At 47.9% G+C, this 17202-nt stretch carries 18 protein-coding genes; 17 read left to right on the top strand and 1 reads right to left on the bottom strand.

Features of this window, described 5'->3' with window-relative positions:
* Positions 1 to 14: 14 nt before the first annotated feature.
* From ACFVS2_RS05950 to ACFVS2_RS05940, 3 genes are all read left to right on the top strand, one after another.
* Positions 15 to 905: a nitrilase-related carbon-nitrogen hydrolase gene (locus tag ACFVS2_RS05950; protein ID WP_390232133.1), complete on the top strand. Its 891-nt coding sequence runs from the start codon at positions 15 to 17 to the stop codon at positions 903 to 905.
* A gap of 89 nt (positions 906 to 994) precedes the next feature.
* Positions 995 to 1507, top strand: a complete 513-nt coding sequence (locus ACFVS2_RS05945; protein WP_173619527.1) for a hypothetical protein — start codon at positions 995 to 997, stop codon at positions 1505 to 1507.
* 106 nt (positions 1508 to 1613) lie between these two features.
* Positions 1614 to 3326: a methyl-accepting chemotaxis protein gene (locus ACFVS2_RS05940; protein ID WP_390232130.1), complete on the top strand. Its 1713-nt coding sequence runs from the start codon at positions 1614 to 1616 to the stop codon at positions 3324 to 3326.
* Positions 3327 to 3392: 66 nt separating this feature from the next.
* Here ACFVS2_RS05940 and ACFVS2_RS05935 read toward each other — a convergent pair whose 3' ends face one another.
* Positions 3393 to 4883, bottom strand: coding sequence for an NCS1 family nucleobase:cation symporter-1 (locus ACFVS2_RS05935; RefSeq protein ID WP_390232127.1), 1491 nt, complete (start codon positions 4881 to 4883; stop codon positions 3393 to 3395).
* Between the two features lie 223 nt (positions 4884 to 5106).
* Between ACFVS2_RS05935 and ACFVS2_RS05930 the strand changes: the two genes are divergently transcribed.
* The 14 genes from ACFVS2_RS05930 (at position 5107) to ACFVS2_RS05865 (ending at position 17147) form a co-directional block, all read left to right on the top strand.
* Positions 5107 to 6717 carry an ATP-binding protein gene (locus tag ACFVS2_RS05930; protein ID WP_390232124.1) on the top strand — a complete coding sequence of 537 codons (1611 nt, stop codon included), beginning with the start codon at positions 5107 to 5109 and terminating at the stop codon, positions 6715 to 6717.
* A 32-nt stretch (positions 6718 to 6749) separates the two neighbouring features.
* Positions 6750 to 7403: a response regulator gene (locus ACFVS2_RS05925; protein ID WP_370642738.1), complete on the top strand. Its 654-nt coding sequence runs from the start codon at positions 6750 to 6752 to the stop codon at positions 7401 to 7403.
* 147 nt (positions 7404 to 7550) lie between these two features.
* Positions 7551 to 8609 carry a tripartite tricarboxylate transporter substrate binding protein gene (locus ACFVS2_RS05920; RefSeq protein WP_390232429.1) on the top strand — a complete coding sequence of 353 codons (1059 nt, stop codon included), beginning with the start codon at positions 7551 to 7553 and terminating at the stop codon, positions 8607 to 8609.
* A gap of 47 nt (positions 8610 to 8656) precedes the next feature.
* The gene (locus ACFVS2_RS05915; protein ID WP_390232121.1) at positions 8657 to 9124 is read left to right on the top strand and encodes a tripartite tricarboxylate transporter TctB family protein; all 468 of its coding nucleotides are present in this window, start codon (positions 8657 to 8659) and stop codon (positions 9122 to 9124) included.
* 17 nt (positions 9125 to 9141) lie between these two features.
* The gene (locus tag ACFVS2_RS05910) at positions 9142 to 10668 is read left to right on the top strand and encodes a tripartite tricarboxylate transporter permease (RefSeq protein WP_173619521.1); all 1527 of its coding nucleotides are present in this window, start codon (positions 9142 to 9144) and stop codon (positions 10666 to 10668) included.
* Between the two features lie 109 nt (positions 10669 to 10777).
* Entirely contained in the window at positions 10778 to 11368 is a 591-nt protein-coding gene (locus ACFVS2_RS05905) for a GNAT family N-acetyltransferase (RefSeq protein WP_390232117.1), read from the top strand.
* A 94-nt stretch (positions 11369 to 11462) separates the two neighbouring features.
* On the top strand, positions 11463 to 11879 hold the full coding sequence (locus ACFVS2_RS05900) for a DUF3054 domain-containing protein (protein WP_173619519.1): 417 nt from the start codon (positions 11463 to 11465) through the stop codon (positions 11877 to 11879).
* Between the two features lie 55 nt (positions 11880 to 11934).
* Complete coding sequence (locus ACFVS2_RS05895) at positions 11935 to 12066, top strand: hypothetical protein (RefSeq protein WP_255344520.1); 132 nt, start codon at positions 11935 to 11937, stop codon at positions 12064 to 12066.
* A gap of 186 nt (positions 12067 to 12252) precedes the next feature.
* Entirely contained in the window at positions 12253 to 12615 is a 363-nt protein-coding gene (locus tag ACFVS2_RS05890; RefSeq protein ID WP_173619518.1) for a hypothetical protein, read from the top strand.
* On the top strand, positions 12599 to 13222 hold the full coding sequence (locus tag ACFVS2_RS05885; RefSeq protein WP_390232112.1) for a thiamine phosphate synthase: 624 nt from the start codon (positions 12599 to 12601) through the stop codon (positions 13220 to 13222). Before ACFVS2_RS05890 ends, ACFVS2_RS05885 begins: the two co-directional genes overlap by 17 nt.
* Positions 13223 to 13225: 3 nt before the next feature.
* Positions 13226 to 13888 carry a thiamine phosphate synthase gene (gene thiE / locus ACFVS2_RS05880; RefSeq protein ID WP_390232109.1) on the top strand — a complete coding sequence of 221 codons (663 nt, stop codon included), beginning with the start codon at positions 13226 to 13228 and terminating at the stop codon, positions 13886 to 13888.
* An 87-nt stretch (positions 13889 to 13975) separates the two neighbouring features.
* Complete coding sequence (locus ACFVS2_RS05875) at positions 13976 to 14884, top strand: hypothetical protein (protein ID WP_173619515.1); 909 nt, start codon at positions 13976 to 13978, stop codon at positions 14882 to 14884.
* An 85-nt stretch (positions 14885 to 14969) separates the two neighbouring features.
* The gene (locus ACFVS2_RS05870) at positions 14970 to 15260 is read left to right on the top strand and encodes an antibiotic biosynthesis monooxygenase family protein (RefSeq protein WP_173619514.1); all 291 of its coding nucleotides are present in this window, start codon (positions 14970 to 14972) and stop codon (positions 15258 to 15260) included.
* A 360-nt stretch (positions 15261 to 15620) separates the two neighbouring features.
* Positions 15621 to 17147, top strand: coding sequence for a two-component system sensor histidine kinase NtrB (locus ACFVS2_RS05865; protein WP_390232104.1), 1527 nt, complete (start codon positions 15621 to 15623; stop codon positions 17145 to 17147).
* Positions 17148 to 17202 lie beyond the last annotated feature (55 nt).

Raw genomic sequence — 17202 nt, 5'->3', positions numbered from 1 at the left:
CGAGGAGGGCGATTATGGCAGATATCATTCGCATCGGCTTGATTCAGGCGAAAAACGATGTCCACGGAGACGAACCGGTTCATTTGCACAAAGAAAAAGCCATTGAGAAGCATGAGAAGATGGTGCGGGAGGCGGCAGCCAAGGGGGCACAAATCATCTGTCTTCAGGAAATCTTCTATGGCCCGTATTTTTGTGCCGAGCAGCAACCGAAATGGTATGAATCAGCGGAAGAAGTCCCAAACGGACCAACCGTGCAACTTTTCTCTTCCCTTGCCCGCGAATTAGGAACCGTACTCATTTTACCTGTATACGAGCGCGTAGGGATCGGTACGTATTACAATACGGCCGCTGTGATTGATGCGGATGGCACGTATTTGGGCAAATATCGTAAGCAGCATATTCCGCATGTCGGAGTGGGCAGCAGCGGGTGCGGATTCTGGGAGAAATATTACTTTAAGCCTGGCAATCTTGGTTATCCCGTTTTTGAAACTGCTTTTGCCAAGGTCGGGGTCTATATATGCTATGACCGCCATTTTCCAGAAGGCGCACGACTGCTGGGCTTGAATGGGGCGGAGATCGTATTCAATCCGTCAGCGACGGTCGCCGGCTTGTCTGAATACTTATGGAAGCTCGAGCAGCCTGCTCATGCCGTAGCCAACGGTTATTATGTGGCAGCGATCAATCGGGTAGGGACAGAAGCACCGTGGAACATGGGAGAGTTTTACGGACAATCGTACTTGGTCGACCCGCGTGGGCAATTTGTAGCCATCGGGAGTCGGGATCAGGACGAGGTCATTCTCGCTGAAATGGACCGTAACAAAATTCATGAGGTGCGGGATACGTGGCAATTTTACCGGGATCGCAGACCGGAGACCTACGAAGATATGGTAAAGCTATTACCTTAATACAAGAGTGAGGGAGGTGCCGGATACGCGCCTTCCTCCTTTTCACATCATTGGAAGGATTCCATCAGAGTCAAAAGGAGCGTTCAGGGATGAGGCAGATTGTATATCGAGGGGTCGAATACGGTGAGGGACTTCGCGTCGTGAAAACACAAAAGTATGAGAGGGCAGAACGGCGTCATTTTACAAACGGTGCGAGTGCAAAGGCAGTGTTTGGCGCTGGTGTTTACTTGGTGAGCAATCCGGAAATCGCCGCACAGTATGCGATTTGTCATGCAGAGACCAATGGGGAGAAGGCAGTTGTGTTGAGCCAGCAGCTACATTTGCAGGGTCTCGTTTGTTTGGACGAGCGCTATGGGGAAAATGAACTGCGCATCGATGCATTACGTGCTGATTATTCAGAAGAGGAACTCGAACAGAGACAGAATGGAATGGGCTATGAAGAGTGGCTGGAATGGACAGGGGATAAGGTGCGTGCGTATTTGATTGCCTGTGGATACCGGGGAATTCGGTATCGGATCAGCCCAGAGCTAACGTATTATATCTGCTATGAGCCTGACGTTCAAATTGAAGAGATTGCGATTCTATCTGTGCTCGATGTGTGAGTAAGCGACTACGACTATCGACTTATTCGACAAACTTTGGTAAGATTAGACAATATTCGCGCTTTTTCTAGCTTACCTATTTGACACAGGAAGGATTGCCGCAACGATGAGTCTATTACGTAATCTCAGCACCCGAGCCAAACTGTTTAGCTTGATTGTGATGATGGCCGTCTTTTTATGTGCTGTCGGATTCACCGGATATTTTCATGTGCAAGTCCAAGGTGAACGCATTCAGGCCATGTATGAAGAGCAGCTTCTTCCCGTTAAGTGGATTAACGACTGGAGACAAGAAATCCGCGCGATTGACGGATTGGTCTATAAAATGATTCTCGATCCATCTCCTGCAGTCTTTTCCGAATACAAGACTGAATTGGATTTACGAATGGAAACAGCAAATCAAACGTTCCAATACCTTCAGAACTCTAAGCTGGATGCGCAAGAACAAGAAAGAGTGACCATGCTAAAGGAGCTCATCGAGCAGTATCGCAAAGACCAGGGCGAGGTCATTAAAATGATCCGCGAGGGGAAAGCGGATCAAGCCTATTCATTTTATCGTGCAACGGATAAGACGCTGAATTGGATTAATCAGGAACAACTTGAATGGGCGAATTACAAGTCAGAGCAGGCAGTCGCCATGCAGAAGGAAAACCAAGACGAAACACAGGAAGCAATTACATTCCTGATTGTGGTTGGCATACTGTCGATTGTACTAGGCAGTGTACTGGGGTTCATTATCTCTCGGATGATCACGGACCCACTGCGTATTGTTTCGAGCCGTATGCAGCAATTAGCGAACGGAAACATGGCAGTTGCCCCTGTTACCTATGTGACTCGAGACGAGGTAGGTACACTTGGAACTGCGTTCAATGAATTGGTAACGAATTTCCGTTCATTGATTGAACAAGTAAAAGTAGCGGGTGAGCAAGTCGCTGCTTCTTCTGAGGAATTGTCAGCGAGTGCGGAACAGTCCGCCTATGCAACAGAACAATCGATCAGCAGTGTGCAGCAAATTGCCTCTGCCTCTGAAGTACAGACGCAACGTACGCAAGAAAGTGTACGTGTCATGGAAGAAATGTCGATTGCCATCCAGCGGATTGCCGATACTTCTGGAGCCGTTTCTGAATCATCGGCACAGGCAGCAGAGGATGCGGAGCAAGGAAGCATTCATATTCAGCAAGCCGTTGATCAGATGAATACGATCTTCAACTCGGTGAATCACGCAGCGGATCTCGTGCAATTGCTTGGGGAGCGGTCAGAAGCTATTGGCCAAATAGTTGATGTGATTACTGGGATTGCTTCTCAAACGAATCTGCTGGCGCTCAACGCGGCGATTGAGGCGGCGCGTGCAGGAGAACATGGCAGGGGATTTGCTGTCGTGGCAGATGAGGTTCGAAAACTCGCAGAACAGTCAGAGGAATCTGCGCGCGAGATTGCGAGACTGATTGGAGAAATCCAGCAAGAAACCACGCAGGTCGTGCATGTCATGAAGGATGGAACCCAAGAGGCGAAAAAGGGTGCAGAAGTCGTTCAAGAAGCGGGTGTCACCTTCCAACGTATCGTAGCGTCTTCTCAGGAGGTTGCGGGTCAAATTCAGGACGTGTCCGCAGCTACCGAGCAAATGTCGGCAAGCATACAGCAAGTCGCAACTGCTATGGATGAAATGAATCGTCTCTCACAGGAAGCAGCCGTACATACCCAAGGCGTATCGGCGGGGGCAGGAGAACAGCTTGCCAGCATGCAAGAAATCGCCCGTTCCAGCGCGAATCTGAATGAGCTCTCTCAAGAGCTGCAAGAGTCCATCAGTCAATTCAAATGGTAGAGTAAGTGAGCAAAAGAAAGACTGGCAAACCCAATGGGGCAGCCAGTCTTTTTGGGTTACTTGCTATTAGGAAGCAATCGTTTGTTTGTTGGTTGCTGTGATTTTTTCGTAATCGCTGGCACTCAAGATCGAAGAATCATTTTTCATCATCCACGTGTAAATCACGAGTGAAATCAGTAGTCCGATAGTCCAAGCATTGTCCCAAATAATGGTTAAGCCTGGAATGTATTTACTTATAAAAGGAATCGCAATCCCGATGAGCATCGCCCAGATGGCTCTGCCATTAAAGCCCGTTTTGTAGTTGTAGATCCCGTTTGTTTTGTACAACTCTGTTACATGAATGCGCCGCTTGCGCACAAGCCAATAGTCGGCAATGGCTATTCCGTCGATCGGGCCTAACAAGGCTCCGTACGTTCCGAGCCATAAAAAGATGTAATTGCCGAAGTTCTCTAAAATGTACCAAGGCTGCATCAAGAGCGACACGACCCCGGCGATGATGGCACCGGCTTCATACGAGAGACGGCGAGGGGCCAGATTCTCCACTGCCCGGGCGGGAGCAACGATATTGGCCGCTACGTTGGTCGTTAATGTGGCAAGAATAATTCCAATCGTTCCGAGGAAAATGGCGAAAGGCGAGAATTTAGCCAACACGGCAGCAGGGTCCCACAACGCTTCTCCGTAAATAACAACGGTAGCAGAAGCGACAGCAACTCCGATGAACGAGAAGAAACCCATCGTGGTCGGTAACGAAGAGGATTGTCCGATGATTTGGGCTTTTTGACTTTTGGCATACCGACAGAAATCCGGAATGTTAAGGGCCATCGTTGCCCAAAAAGCAATTGCTCCCGTCAAGGCTGGGAAGAACACCTTCAAGAATTCTGCATTGGTAGTGAATTTCGAAGGCGCCGAGAGCATCGGTCCCCATCCGCCTGCTTTCGTAAGCGCCCAGACGAGGAGAGCCAAACTCATGATGATGAGGACGGGAGCAGCCCAAGCTTCCATTTTTTTGATCGCTTCGGGACCGCGATAGGCGACCCATACGTTTAACAGCCAAAAGCCAAAGAAGGATATCCAGAGATGTCCGGGAACATTCGCCCAGCCTGTCATCGACATGAGGAGTGTATCGATGGCAGCACCTCCGAACCAACAGTTGATGCCAAACCAGCCAGCACCAATCAAACCGCGTGCGACAGCGGGGATGTGCGCTCCTTTGGAGCCGAACCAGAGGCGCGCAAAAACTGGATACGGAATGCCAAATTTCGTCCCGGCATGAGAGTTGAGAAGAATGGGAATAAGGACAATACAGTTACCGAGAATGATCGTCAAAATGGCCTGCCACCAGTTCATACCCAAGGAAATTAACCCTGCCGCCATTGCATACGTCGGCAAACAGATCGACATACCGATCCACAAGCTGGCGAAGTTGTAGGAAGTCCAGCTGTGCTCTGCTGTCCTCGTCGGTCGAAGACCTTCATTATAAAGCGGACTGTTCTTGATTGACTCTTCGCCTTCTTTTGTCAGGGTAACAATTCCATCTGATACCGTTTGCGTCTTCATTTCTTTCCCTCCTTTGCTTTTCAAGATGTCTCGTATTCGGACAAGCGCCCTAGTTTGTCTTGAATACAAGTTGTAACATTATATTGGGGGAAAGAAGGCCTGATACCTGATTTTTCGTCGTAAAAAGACAGCCTGCAACGACCAGCTTCGCCATTGACAATGGGAATGATTCTACCTTTTTACCTATTTGGGATGGTAAGATGAAGCAAGGGGGGAGCCAGCTGTGACGACAAGAAAAATCCAAATGTCTTTGCAAACCAGAATGATCTTATTGATTACTATTGTCATTATTCTGATTGTTTCGTCAGTTGGGGCGGTGTTTTCTTCCATTGTTGCGTCTTCGATTGAAGAGCAGGTGGGCAAAAAAGCATTGAGTGTGGCGAAAATTGTTGCCAGCGATCCTGAGCTGCGTAGTGCTTTTTCAAGCGATTACCCTCCTGCGCTCATTCAACCCATCGCTGAAAACGTCCGGATGCAAACCGGAGCAGAGTTTGTGGTCGTGGGAAACCATGAGGGAATTCGGTATGCGCATCCAATTCCGGATCGGATTGGAAAGGAAATGGTGGGAGGAGATAACGAGCCCGGACTCTCGCAAGGCCAATCTTACATATCGAAGGCGGTCGGCAGCTTGGGACCATCATTGCGAGGGAAGGTACCGATCAAAAATGACAAAGGGGACATCATCGGAATCGTTTCCGTTGGGTTCCTGCTGGAAGATATCGAGGAGGCTATTGATCTCTACCAAGATCGCATACTGATCCTGACTCTTCTCGCCTTGTTGTGTGGTGTTGCTGGTGCCATTGCACTCAGTCGCTATTTAAAGCGCTTAATTTTGGGATTGGAGCCGGAAGAGATCGCATCCTTGTACGTAGAGAGAAATGCTGTACTGGAGTCAGTCCGCGAAGGAATCGTGGCGATTGACCGTAATAAACGCATCACGATGATGAACAAGGCTGCTATTCGTATTTTGAACTTACCGGAAGAAGAGTTTCATCGCAAAGAAATAGTGGAAGTGCTACCAGACAGTCGTATGCCAGAAGTTCTGGAATCAGGCGAGCATCAATTAGATCGCGAGTCCATCATGAGCGGAAAAGAAATCATTGTGAATCGACTTCCGATCAAGTTCGGAGGGAAGATCGTAGGAGTAGTCAGCAGCTTTCGTCCCAAATCGGAAATTGACCAGCTAGCTTCTGAGTTGTCCCAAGCGAGGCGCTATGCAGATGTACTTCGCGCCCAAACACATGAATTTCACAATTTGTTGTATACCATTTCTGGTTTGTTGCAGCTTGGCTCGATTCAAGAAGCAGTCGAGCTGATTACGAGTGAAACGTCCGCACAGCAAGAGATGATTTTGTTTTTGGCGAAACAAATTCCCGATCCGTTAATAGGGGCTTTGCTGTTAGGCATGCACAACCGAGCCAAGGAGTTGAAAATTCAATTCGTCATCCATCACGACAGTCACTTGAAGGAGCTCCCACCGACGATCAACCGACAGCAGATCGTGGTTTTATTGGGGACACTGATCCAAAATGCGATGGAAGCTGTCAATGAGCCAAACGTCGAGCACAAACGAGTGGAGTGTTATTTGTCTGACACGGGCGATGAGATCATGTTCGAAATCGAGGACTCGGGTCCGGGAGTTGTGGAAGAGTTGCGAGAAAAAATATTCGAGCACGGCTTCTCAACGAAAAAAGGCGAAGATCGTGGAATTGGTCTGGCTAAGGCCCATGGAATCATTAACGAATTGGACGGCTATATTCTCGTTGGCAAAAGCGAGCTAGGAGGTGCACTTTTCACAGTATCCCTACGCAAAAGAATGGAGGTGGCGTCTTGAGGAAGCTGGAAGTTCTCATCGTAGAGGACGATATGCGGATTATCGATATCAACAAGCGATTTGTCAGCAAGATTGAAGGTTTTGAAGTAATTGCTACAGCAACGAATGGGGCGGATGCAAAAGAATTGCTGTCTTGTACGCGCCCACAGCTCGTTTTGTTGGACGTATACCTGCCTGACATGCTGGGAACGGAGCTGGTCTGGTTTATTCGGCAACACTACCGCGAAGTAGACGTGATCATGATCACCGCAGCCAAGGAAATGGAAATGGTACAGGAAGCGCTACGCGGGGGAGTATTCGATTACATCGTTAAGCCGCTGGTTTTCGAGCGTTTTCGTGAACGGTTGGAAAGCTATCGGGAGCATGTTATTCGGACGAGAGAAGCTGTCGAGGTGGACCAGGAGGTCATTGACCAAATGCTGGCCAGAAGGCTGGTCGCCCCGAAAAATCGAGATGTGCTCGTACCTAAAGGAATTGACCACTTAACTTTGGAAAAAGTGATCGAAGCGATCAGACAGACGGGAGATAAAGGGGTCTCGGCGGAGGAAATTGGCCGCGAGATTGGAACCAGTCGAACAACGGCAAGACGATATTTAGAATACTTGGTCCTGGAAAAAAAGGCACGTGCTGACTTGATTTATGGCACAGTGGGCAGACCAGAAAGAAAATATCGCTATCTTCCATAATGTTCCATGAACAATATGAACAAAAAGTGATTAATTATCAAAATAGACCTTATGCACGAAAACTATTCCCCTCGCTTCCACAGTGGTACATTATGTTCAAGCGTGACAGCGCTTACAAATAAGCGGGTTAAGGGGGATATTTACTTGATGAAAAGAAAAAAAGTGCTAATCACAGTGTCCACTTTTCTTACACTAGCATTGGCTGCTTGTGGTGGAGGTACTGGAAATACGGGAACAGCAAGTAAAGGAACACAACTAGCTCCAGCGGCGCAGCCTGCCGCAGAGGCATCCAAATACCCAGAAAAGCCGATCGTGTATGTAGCTCCATCCGGTGCAGGTGGGGGCTGGGATAAGACAGCTCGCTCGGTAGCAAAGGTGTTGGCAGAAAGCAAGCTGGTTACGGAAACCATCACGGTAGAAAACAAACCGGGTGGTGGGGGAACCGTGTTCTTGGCTGAGTATGTAAGCAAAGACAAAGGCAATCCTTATAAATTATTCGTGAGCTCTCCTCCTATCTTGATTAACAATAACAAAAAAGAGGGGAACAGCCCATTTGGGTACAAAGATGTCACACCATTGGCGCAAATGACGAAAGATTTCGGCACCCTCGTTGTAAAAGCGGATTCACCGCATAAGGACATCAAGAGCGTGCTGGATGCGATCAAGGCTGATCCAAGCAAAATTACACTGGCAGGGGGCTCTGCTCCAGGATCGATGGATCATCTGATCGGTGTAATGCCAGCAGCCAAATATGGAATTGATCCGAAAAGCGTAAAATACGTCTCTTATGATGGCGGCGGAGAAGCAATGGCTGCTTTGTTGGGAGGCAATGCGGATATCATTGCAACGGATGCTTCCAGCGTGGGTGAATATCTGAAAGCAGGTAAAATCCGCGTACTGGGCGTTACTTCTGATGAACGTCTCGGGGGCGCCTTGAAAGATATCCCGACGTTAAAAGAGCAAGGCATTGATGCGACATTCACGATTTGGCGCGGTGTCTTCGGTCCGGCTGATATGCCAGCAGACGCAAAAGCTTACTGGGATGTAAAGCTGAAAGAACTTTCCGCGCATGAGACATGGACAAAGGAATTGGCTGCAAACGGTTGGGAAAGCGAGTACAAGGACGCTGCTGCTTTCTCCGCATTCCTGGACGAACAAGATAAGCAGGTCAAAGAACTGTTGACATCACTTGGTATGTCGAAGTAGGGAGAGGAGGGGCATCCCCTCCTTTTTCCACACCTAAGGAGGTATACATGAACCTGATGTTTGATCGTATCGGCAGCCTGTTTTTTGCGCTAGTAGGTGCACTCTTTATCGCTGAAAGTCAAAATATTTCGTCTAGTGCTTACGGAAGTCAAGTCGGGCCGAATATGTTTCCATTTGGGCTTGGCGTCATCCTGATCTTGTTGAGCTTGCGACTGTTGTGGGAGACCTACAAGAAAGGCGTGGCTGCTTCCTCATCCGCGTCACAGAGTCCACACCGATACAAGCGATTTTTATTCATTTTGGCAGCGACGGTCTTATATGTTTTGTTGTTGGAGAAACTCGGTTATGTTATCTCGAGCTTCGCTTTCCTTCTGTACGCCTTCACCATGATGGGAAGTAAAAGCGTACTTAAATCGGGAATCGTTTCCTTACTGTTTTCAGTAGGAGTGTATGTCATCTATGTGCATTTGCTAAAAGGTACGCTTCCAGGACTACCTGCCTGGCTAGGCGTCTAGGGAGGGGATAGATTAGCATGAGTGCATTGCAATTTTTGGCGGATGGTTTTCTCGTTGCCTTACAGTGGCATAATCTTGTCTTTGCCTTTATTGGCGTCCTGATCGGTACTGCGGTAGGGGTCCTTCCCGGCATTGGTCCAATGAGCGGAGTCGCGTTATTGATGCCTGTTACGGCTTCCTTGACCTCTGGCTTACCTCCTGAAAGTGCGGCGGCTAGCGCACTGATTTTGTTGGCAGGCGTTTACTATGGCGCGATGTACGGTGGTTCCACAACATCCATTTTGTTAAATACGCCGGGTGAATCCTCCTCTGTCGTTACGACATTGGACGGCTATCAGATGGCCAAACAGGGACGTGCTGGCGCGGCCTTGTCGATTGCAGCGATCGGTTCTTTTGTCGCGGGGCTCGTGGCGTTGATTGCTCTTGTGTTTTTGGCTGAGCCATTATCCGATCTCGCTTTGAAATTCGGCCCTGCTGAATATTTCTCCCTCATGCTTCTCGGCTTGTGTGCGGTTAGCGGACTAGGGGGGAAGTCGATGACCAAAGCCCTCATTATGACAGTCATGGGACTCTTGCTTGCGACAATTGGGATGGATACCGTTTCGGGTGTGGCGCGGTTTACCTACGATATTCCCGATTTGTACCAAGGTTTGGAGTTCCTCACGATAGCAGTTGGTTTGTTTGCCCTTGGAGAAGTGTTCAAGACGATCATCGAGGACGATGAATCCACAAAGGAAATTATTAAAGTGGGGCGGGTACTTCCTTCTAAGCAAGACTTAAAAGAAAGTGCCGGACCGATTACACGCGGCTCCTTGCTCGGTTTTTTCATTGGTGTTTTGCCAGGCGCTGGTGCGACTCTCGCATCCTTCTTCTCGTATATTTTTGAGAAAAAGCTGAGCAAAGATCCTAGCCGCTTTGGAAAAGGAGCGATTGCAGGTGTAGCAGCACCAGAGTCTGCAAACAATGCTGCTTCTGGCGGTGCGATGATTCCACTACTGACGTTGGGGATTCCAGGGTCCGGTACCACTGCGATTTTGATGGGTGCATTATTGATGTATAACGTACAACCGGGACCACTATTGTTCACTGATCACCCGCAGATTGCCTGGGGCTTGATTGCGAGTATGTTTATCGGAAATGTCATGCTGCTGATTTTGAATATGCCGTTGGTGAAAGTGTTTGCCAAAATCATCGAAACACCGTCCCATTTCCTGATTCCGCTCATTATCGCGATATCTGTTTTCGGTGTGTACGCTGTGCAAATCAGTACGTTTGACTTGATTTTGCTTGTGATTTGTGGGGTAGCTGGCTATTACCTGACGAAAAACGATTTTCCACTGGCACCGCTCGTCCTCGGCCTTGTTTTGGGACCGATGATTGAAAACAACATGAGAAGAGCGTTGACCACCTCGAATGGCGACTTCTCGATCTTCTTCACAAAGCCGCTTTCCGCTGCTTTTCTGGTTTGTGCGCTTCTGTGGTTGCTGATCCCTATCTTCTTAAAGCGCAGAGGGAAGCAAGTCATTATCAGTGAAGAAGCGTAACACCCTATTATTTGTCTTGACAGTGTCCTCGCGAGCCCGTATCATTGGAAAAATTTCGGGAAACTGTTCTGCTTGATGGATGAAGCAGAACAGTAGAGGAGAGACAGACATGTTAATCATTGAACCTGTAATCTTGGAAGGCAAGCTGGTCCGATTGGAGCCGCTCAGAATGGCCCATGTGGACGGAATCTGGGAAGCAGGCGCATACGAAGAGATTTGGCCGCATATGTCCGTTACCATTCGAACGAGAGAAGATGCTCAGGCTTTTATCCTGCAGGCTTTGAAAAATGAACAAGCCCAAACAGAATTGCCATTCGTCATCATTCGCCTAGCAGATGAGCAGATCATTGGGAGCACGAGATTTTTAGGGATAGCGAAAAAGGATCGCGGATTGGAAATCGGTTTTACATGGCTGACCCCATCCGTCTGGAAAACAGGCGTCAATACAGAATGTAAATGGCTTCTTCTGCGCCACTGCTTCGAACAACTGGGTTGTATACGTGTACAGCTCAAGACAGATTCGCGCAATTTGAATTCGCAACGTGCCATTGCCCGAATCGGTGGCATTCGAGAAGGTGTCCTGCGCAATCATATGGTGATGTCAGATGGATACATTCGCGACTCGGTATACTTCAGCATACTCGACCGTGAATGGCCAGAAGCCAAGCAAAAGCTGCAATTGTTGCTGTTTGGTGAATAAAGGCTTGGATTGATTGAAGGGCGTTCAGAGCAGTTGTACAATAGGGGTGAACCAAGAGGGTTTACTCTGACAAGACCCGGAAAAGAGGGTATACATGAGACTGCGTTTGTCGACACCGGGCTATTTATTGTTGCTCGGGGATCTGATCGCCTTTGTGCTTTTTGTTTATTACGGAAAAATCATTCATAACTACCCTGTCACGGTCATGGGGATTATCGAAACATTAGCCCCTTTCCTGGTGGGATGGATCATCGCGATTCTGCTTTTCAAGAGCTACGGACAGCGAACGTATGAATCTGCGGGCCGACAATTATTATCGTCACTGATTACTTGGACAGTAGCTGCACCAATGGGCTTACTGATCCGCTCCTGGTGGACAGGTGTACCGATTACGCTTATTTTTGCAGGTGTGACTTATTTCATTACGTTGGCGTTTTTGCTCGGGTGGCGTGTACCGTTCGCCTTTGGCTACGCGATCTATAAACGCAATAGACGACTGGCAACCAGCTAATAAAGTTACCCGAATTGGTTACGCTATCCTATGAACGACTTAGGAGGTGAATCAATTGGGAAAGAACAACAACAGTAAGGACCTCGGAAAAAACCGTGGCAAAACGCTGGATGAAAAAGATCGCAACACAAATTTGCGACAATCGAACCATAATGATCGAAATGAAGGAACTGCAAAAGACCGCTGAGCAATCAGCGGTTTTCTTCATCGTGGAGGAATTCAAAAGCTTATGAATTCTGGAGCGGATAACAACTTTCTGCTAAAAACGCGGTCGCTCCTCCATGAGAAGGCATCGATAGATGTTGTTTTATTGATACAGGTCATGATGTGATATAATAGATTTTGTTTTTTTCTAGCGAGTGGAGGGAAACGTATGACGGAACCGATGCAGAATGTACAGCCGGTGACCTTGTCGTCACAGGCGTTTTTACTTTTGTGCAGACTATATGATGGCTGCTATGACGAATTGAAGCAAAATGAGCAGGTTCGCGAACTTGTGGAGTCCATCGGTGATATTTTGTTGGCTGGCGTGGAGACGTTGGAGAAACAGGAAACCAAGCCGAAAAACATTACCTTTCCACTTACCGTGCAACAAGCATTTTTCTTGCGACGGCTCGTGATTGAACTTTTGGCTCAATCGCCGACGGACAAAGAAGACCGAACGACACAATGGCTGCAGGAATGTGTGACAGCACTCACTGGAGGCGGTGTCCAACCTGATGTCAAGCATTCGTGAGCTGCATGTGATTACGAGTGGTCGGCATTCGCTTGATGAGGTATTGCGAATGGCAGAAGCTGCTTATGCGGGTGGTATGAACTTTTTACACATACGTGAAAAACAGCGTACCGCAAAGGAATGCATGGACTGGGTAAAGGCAGTGGCGAATGTCATCCCCCTTTCGTCCTTGATCGTGAATGATCGGGTGGACGTGGCTGCTGCGTCGGGCTGTGCCGGTACTCACCTGGCATACCATAGTCTGTCTCCTGTGGAAGCGAGAATGGTACTGAAAACTGGTCAAAAAATTGGGCGTTCCGTCCATTCCGTGGAGGAAGCACAGCAAGCCATTGCGGCAAAAGTCGATTATTTGCTCTACGGGCATATTTTTGCGAGTGGTTCGAAGCCGGGTCTTGCGCCAAGAGGAACTATTGAACTTGCGCAAATGACCGCCAGATGGCATGTGCCGATCATCGGACTCGGCGGAGTCACACCGGATCGGACTATGCAAGTTTTGGAAGCAGGGTGTGCGGGCATTGCTGTCTTATCGGGGATCACCGATGCAACTGATGCCAAGTCAGCAGCCAGCGCTTATCGAGAGGCATTGGATCGTTGGGAGGGGAAATAAAGCATGCGAGATATACAAAGACTTCGGGAAAAGATGGGTGTATACTTTGTCATTGGAACGCAGGATTGCAGCTATTCCAGCGAAAAGACCGTGCAAATCGTGAAAGCAGCATTGCGCGGAGGAGTGGGCACGCTTCAGCTACGTGATAAAGGAAGCAAGCTGACTGCTGAGGAACAATATGAGCTGGGCAGACAGCTGCAACAGCTATGTCGTGAACATGATGCCGTATTTTTTGTGAATGACGATGTGGATCTGGCGATTCGCTTGCAGGCAGATGGCGTCCATGTCGGGCAAGATGACATGGCGTTGTCGGAAGTACGAGCCAAAGTTGGCTCCGAGATGTACATCGGTGTTTCGGCAGGTACGGTCGAAGAGGCGCTCGCTGCCCAAAGTGGCGGTGTTGATTGTATTGGCGTAGGAGCGATGTTCGCTACCCGTTCTAAGGCAGATGCTGGCGAGCCTATCGGACCAGTGGGGCTAGAGGAGATCCGTCAGGCAGTCGGTAATGACTTGCCTATCGTCGGAATTGGTGGCATTACCCTGGAAAATGTTTCTGAAGTACTTGCTGCCGGTGCCGATGGAGTCGCGATTATCAGTGCGATCAGTCATGCCGAATCACCAGAAGAAGCAGCGCAAGCGTTACAGCGGATTGTACGATCTCGTTAGCACGGACAAAGCGACGATTACATATGGTAGGGTAATAGAAACAAACCAGGATGATGCAATATTGGCGATCAAAAGGAGGTGAAGCCGATGAAAAATCGGATTTACCGTATCGGATATGAATGGGTGAGCAAACGGGAATTGCTCGAGCGATTGTTCATGACCGACTGCATTCTTATCGAACACAAGCGAATGCATCCCCCACCGGAGGATCAAGATACGGAATTGCCACCAGAAAAGGAAGTTCATGCTGTTTTGGTTCGCAGCCAACGCCGCCCGGGCGAATGGGTGACGTTTAACGGGCTATACGAAGTACAGTCGAGAGAGCCCATCCCTTGGATAGATTCACCACTGGAGTACCATCAATTCGGAGTAGAATTGATTCCTGGTAATATTCGCAGGGAAAAGGCACCTCAAGGCAGGATACCCGCACGAACCAAGCTGCAGATCGCAGCTGTGCGACAAGATACGGTATTTGTCACTGTTCCTGGGCATCCATCACGGCGTTACGAAATGTCATTGGCTCACGCGCGTTTTGCCAAGGATAACCCGACAGAATTGGAAATGAAGCTGCAAGTATACGCTTTTCCTCCACGCAATGATATTTTTGTGGATTGGTTATTGAAAGAAGGGCGTAAAACAGGAATCATTACGCGCCCCAATCAGGAAAGGGTAGAAAAATCAGCTTTTCAGGTGTGGGAGGATTTACGCCAAGAATACGGCATTAGTGTCAGTGGGGCATTGATTGCGATTAAACAGGCACTCATTGTTCTGGATCGTGCTGGTGTCGAGACTGACTTCCCATACCCGACCCAAGAGCGATCGGATATATCTTTGTTCAGCGAATCGGAGCGGGATGCCTTTTATTCCTACCAATCCGTTCGATGTGCGATGGCCGCTGTCGCTGCCCTGTTGACGGTAGACCCGAAAGATCCGTTGCAGGATACACTCTTAATGGATATCATGCTCGAGCAACAAATCAACCGCAGGCGCGAATAGCGTTTGCGGTTTTTAGGTTTTTCACCAAAGTAGTAGTATAATGGAAGTTGGTAGATGAACCCAATGAAAAGGATGTGTGACCATCATGTATGTATCCATGAACAGACTGACTGTACCAGCAGACTATCAATCCCATTTGGAACGCGCATTTGGTAATGGGGGAGAACGGATGAAGGAGGTTCCGGGTTTTTTGGAGTTCCTTTTCCTGGCACCAACGGAAGGTGACGAATACATCGTTTTTACGAAATGGACAGATGAGGAATCGTTTAAAAATTGGACAGAAAGCGATGCTTTCAAGCGCGCGCATACAGGAACCAACCCCGATAGCCCGGTAAAATCGGATTTGCGCAATTACGCTGTCAAATCCCATTCATAAAGCGAAAGCATTTGTCTCTGCGGGGGCAAATGCTTTTTGGATGATTGAATAATAAACATACTTTACCATTTTATACTCGATCGTGATATGATAGAAAATGTTGGGAAAGCGTTTTCAGTCAAACATGATCAGGAGGTGAAGATGTCCGAAAAAGGCAATAGATAACGCGCGATGATAGGATGCTAGCCGAGATTGTTTGTCTGTAAGGATAAGAAGAGAACCTGATTGGATGGTGTCATTCTCTGCACCAGGATATCATCATGCCGCTTTACATCTTGTCTCATTTACGTCCATAATAGAGCCTATACATACTTGGAAAAATAGCCTCAATGAAGCACGGAGAAAAGGAGCCAGAGTGTTTTGAAAAATCGAATAAGTAAGTATCTTACTCATTTGGTCCCTGCGGCGGTGGCCAAGACGTTTTCCTTTCTTTCAGATCATCATTACTCTGCTTTGCTTCTAGAAGACCGCGAAAATACAGAGGCTTTGTTTGTTCAGCAAATCACAAAATGGATTGAAGTAGTAAACGTAATCGACACGTATGCATTCGAGCGAGAATTGAGCGAAATTGCGTATAAATTTTCGTTAGTCGGAATGAATCTTACGTATTTGCAGCAATTTTTGCGCAAGTGTCGAGACGTTATTATTGAAGAAATGAATAACAACACATTTTCTCTTGCCACAACGGAAATGGAGCGAGTAGAGCTTTTGCAAGGACAGATTCGTCTCTATCAATCGATGGACTACATTTTGCATCAAATGGACGATGTCTTCAACAAAAATTCGCATCAATTTCCGGTTGAAAAAACACCAGCTTCTCCAACAAGTTCGGCCAAAGGAGAAGATGTGACAATGCTCGCTGAGCAGGAGCTTGTTCAATTGGTTCTGCAATCCAGTGATATTGCCGTCTTGATGATCGACCGCCAGTTAAGAGTCATTGAAGCGAATTACGCTGTCTGTCATTTATTTGGCGTAGATCGGAATCAACTCATTGGTAAAAACATTGATCATGCCCTTCGTCCTCATATTAGTGAGCGCTTTGTGCAGTGGGTAATTGAACGTGGGCAGTCCGGCCATTATGTTGCGGAATACAGAGGCAAATGGACGACAGTGAGTACGAGCCCCATTTATTACGGTGGAGAGATGTGGGGAGCGATCGCCGTTCTTCGGAATGTTACGGAAAGCAAAAAGTACGAAGAAGAATTGAGCAAGCGAGAAGCGCTGGCAGCAGTTGGGCAGTTGGCTGCTGGGATGGCGCATGAGATTCGGAATCCACTGACAGCCATCAAGGGCTTCATTCAGTTGTTGCGGGAGCAAGGGGAAGCAAATCGTAGTGAATCTTATTTTTCTGTCATCTTAACGGAAATTGAACGCATTGATGGGCTATTGAACGATGTCCTTGTTTTGGCCCGGTACAGGGATGATAAAATCGTATCGGAACGTTTCTTAGTGATGGACGAGTTACATGGAGTCATTCGTTTACTGGAGCCAGAAGCGAATCGAAGAGGGATCAAGCTAGAGCTGGACATTGCACAAGGCGAGTGGCATGTGTTTGGTCATCGTTCGCGAATCAAGCAAGCCATTTTGAATATCCTGAAAAATGCGCTTGAAGCTTTGTTGACCCAAGGCAACCTCGTTCAAGTGAAAGTGTACTCATCTCTCAATCAAGTAATCATTGTTGTGGAAGACAACGGACCTGGTCTATCAGATTCTTGCCTGCAAAATTTATTCGTTCCTTTTTATACGACTAAACAAGAGGGAACGGGGTTAGGCTTGTCTACGACACAACGCATCATCGCGGATCACGGTGGCGAACTCTATGCGGAAAACTCTCCGAAACTGAAAGGAGCCCGTTTTGAGATTCGTTTACCTCTTTCAATTTCCTAAAAAAATAAAAAAGGATTGTGACTGTAGGCGGATCGAATATCCGTCTTTTTTTACG

It is taken from the genome of Brevibacillus sp. NPDC058079 (assembly GCF_042885155.1).
GTDB lineage: Bacteria > Bacillota > Bacilli > Brevibacillales > Brevibacillaceae > Brevibacillus.
Note: the sequence above shows the minus strand (reverse complement) of the source record. Positions and strands in the feature narration are given on the sequence as shown.

Bases quoted from the DNA above. Each gene is read 5' to 3' on its own strand.
- ACFVS2_RS05915 (WP_390232121.1), top strand. From the start codon at position 8,657: ATGAACCTGATGTTTGATCGTATCGGCAGCCTGTTTTTTGCGCTAGTA.
- ACFVS2_RS05870 (WP_173619514.1), top strand. From the start codon at position 14,970: ATGTATGTATCCATGAACAGACTGACTGTACCAGCAGACTATCAATCC.
- ACFVS2_RS05920 (WP_390232429.1), top strand. From the start codon at position 7,551: ATGAAAAGAAAAAAAGTGCTAATCACAGTGTCCACTTTTCTTACACTA.
- ACFVS2_RS05900 (WP_173619519.1), top strand. From the start codon at position 11,463: ATGAGACTGCGTTTGTCGACACCGGGCTATTTATTGTTGCTCGGGGAT.
- ACFVS2_RS05950 (WP_390232133.1), top strand. From the start codon at position 15: ATGGCAGATATCATTCGCATCGGCTTGATTCAGGCGAAAAACGATGTC.
- ACFVS2_RS05945 (WP_173619527.1), top strand. From the start codon at position 995: ATGAGGCAGATTGTATATCGAGGGGTCGAATACGGTGAGGGACTTCGC.
- ACFVS2_RS05890 (WP_173619518.1), top strand. From the start codon at position 12,253: ATGACGGAACCGATGCAGAATGTACAGCCGGTGACCTTGTCGTCACAG.
- ACFVS2_RS05935 (WP_390232127.1), bottom strand. From the start codon at position 4,883: ATGAAGACGCAAACGGTATCAGATGGAATTGTTACCCTGACAAAAGAA.
- ACFVS2_RS05905 (WP_390232117.1), top strand. From the start codon at position 10,778: ATGTTAATCATTGAACCTGTAATCTTGGAAGGCAAGCTGGTCCGATTG.
- ACFVS2_RS05940 (WP_390232130.1), top strand. From the start codon at position 1,614: ATGAGTCTATTACGTAATCTCAGCACCCGAGCCAAACTGTTTAGCTTG.
- thiE (WP_390232109.1), top strand. From the start codon at position 13,226: ATGCGAGATATACAAAGACTTCGGGAAAAGATGGGTGTATACTTTGTC.
- ACFVS2_RS05925 (WP_370642738.1), top strand. From the start codon at position 6,750: ATGCGGATTATCGATATCAACAAGCGATTTGTCAGCAAGATTGAAGGT.
- ACFVS2_RS05910 (WP_173619521.1), top strand. From the start codon at position 9,142: ATGAGTGCATTGCAATTTTTGGCGGATGGTTTTCTCGTTGCCTTACAG.
- ACFVS2_RS05885 (WP_390232112.1), top strand. From the start codon at position 12,599: ATGTCAAGCATTCGTGAGCTGCATGTGATTACGAGTGGTCGGCATTCG.
- ACFVS2_RS05875 (WP_173619515.1), top strand. From the start codon at position 13,976: ATGAAAAATCGGATTTACCGTATCGGATATGAATGGGTGAGCAAACGG.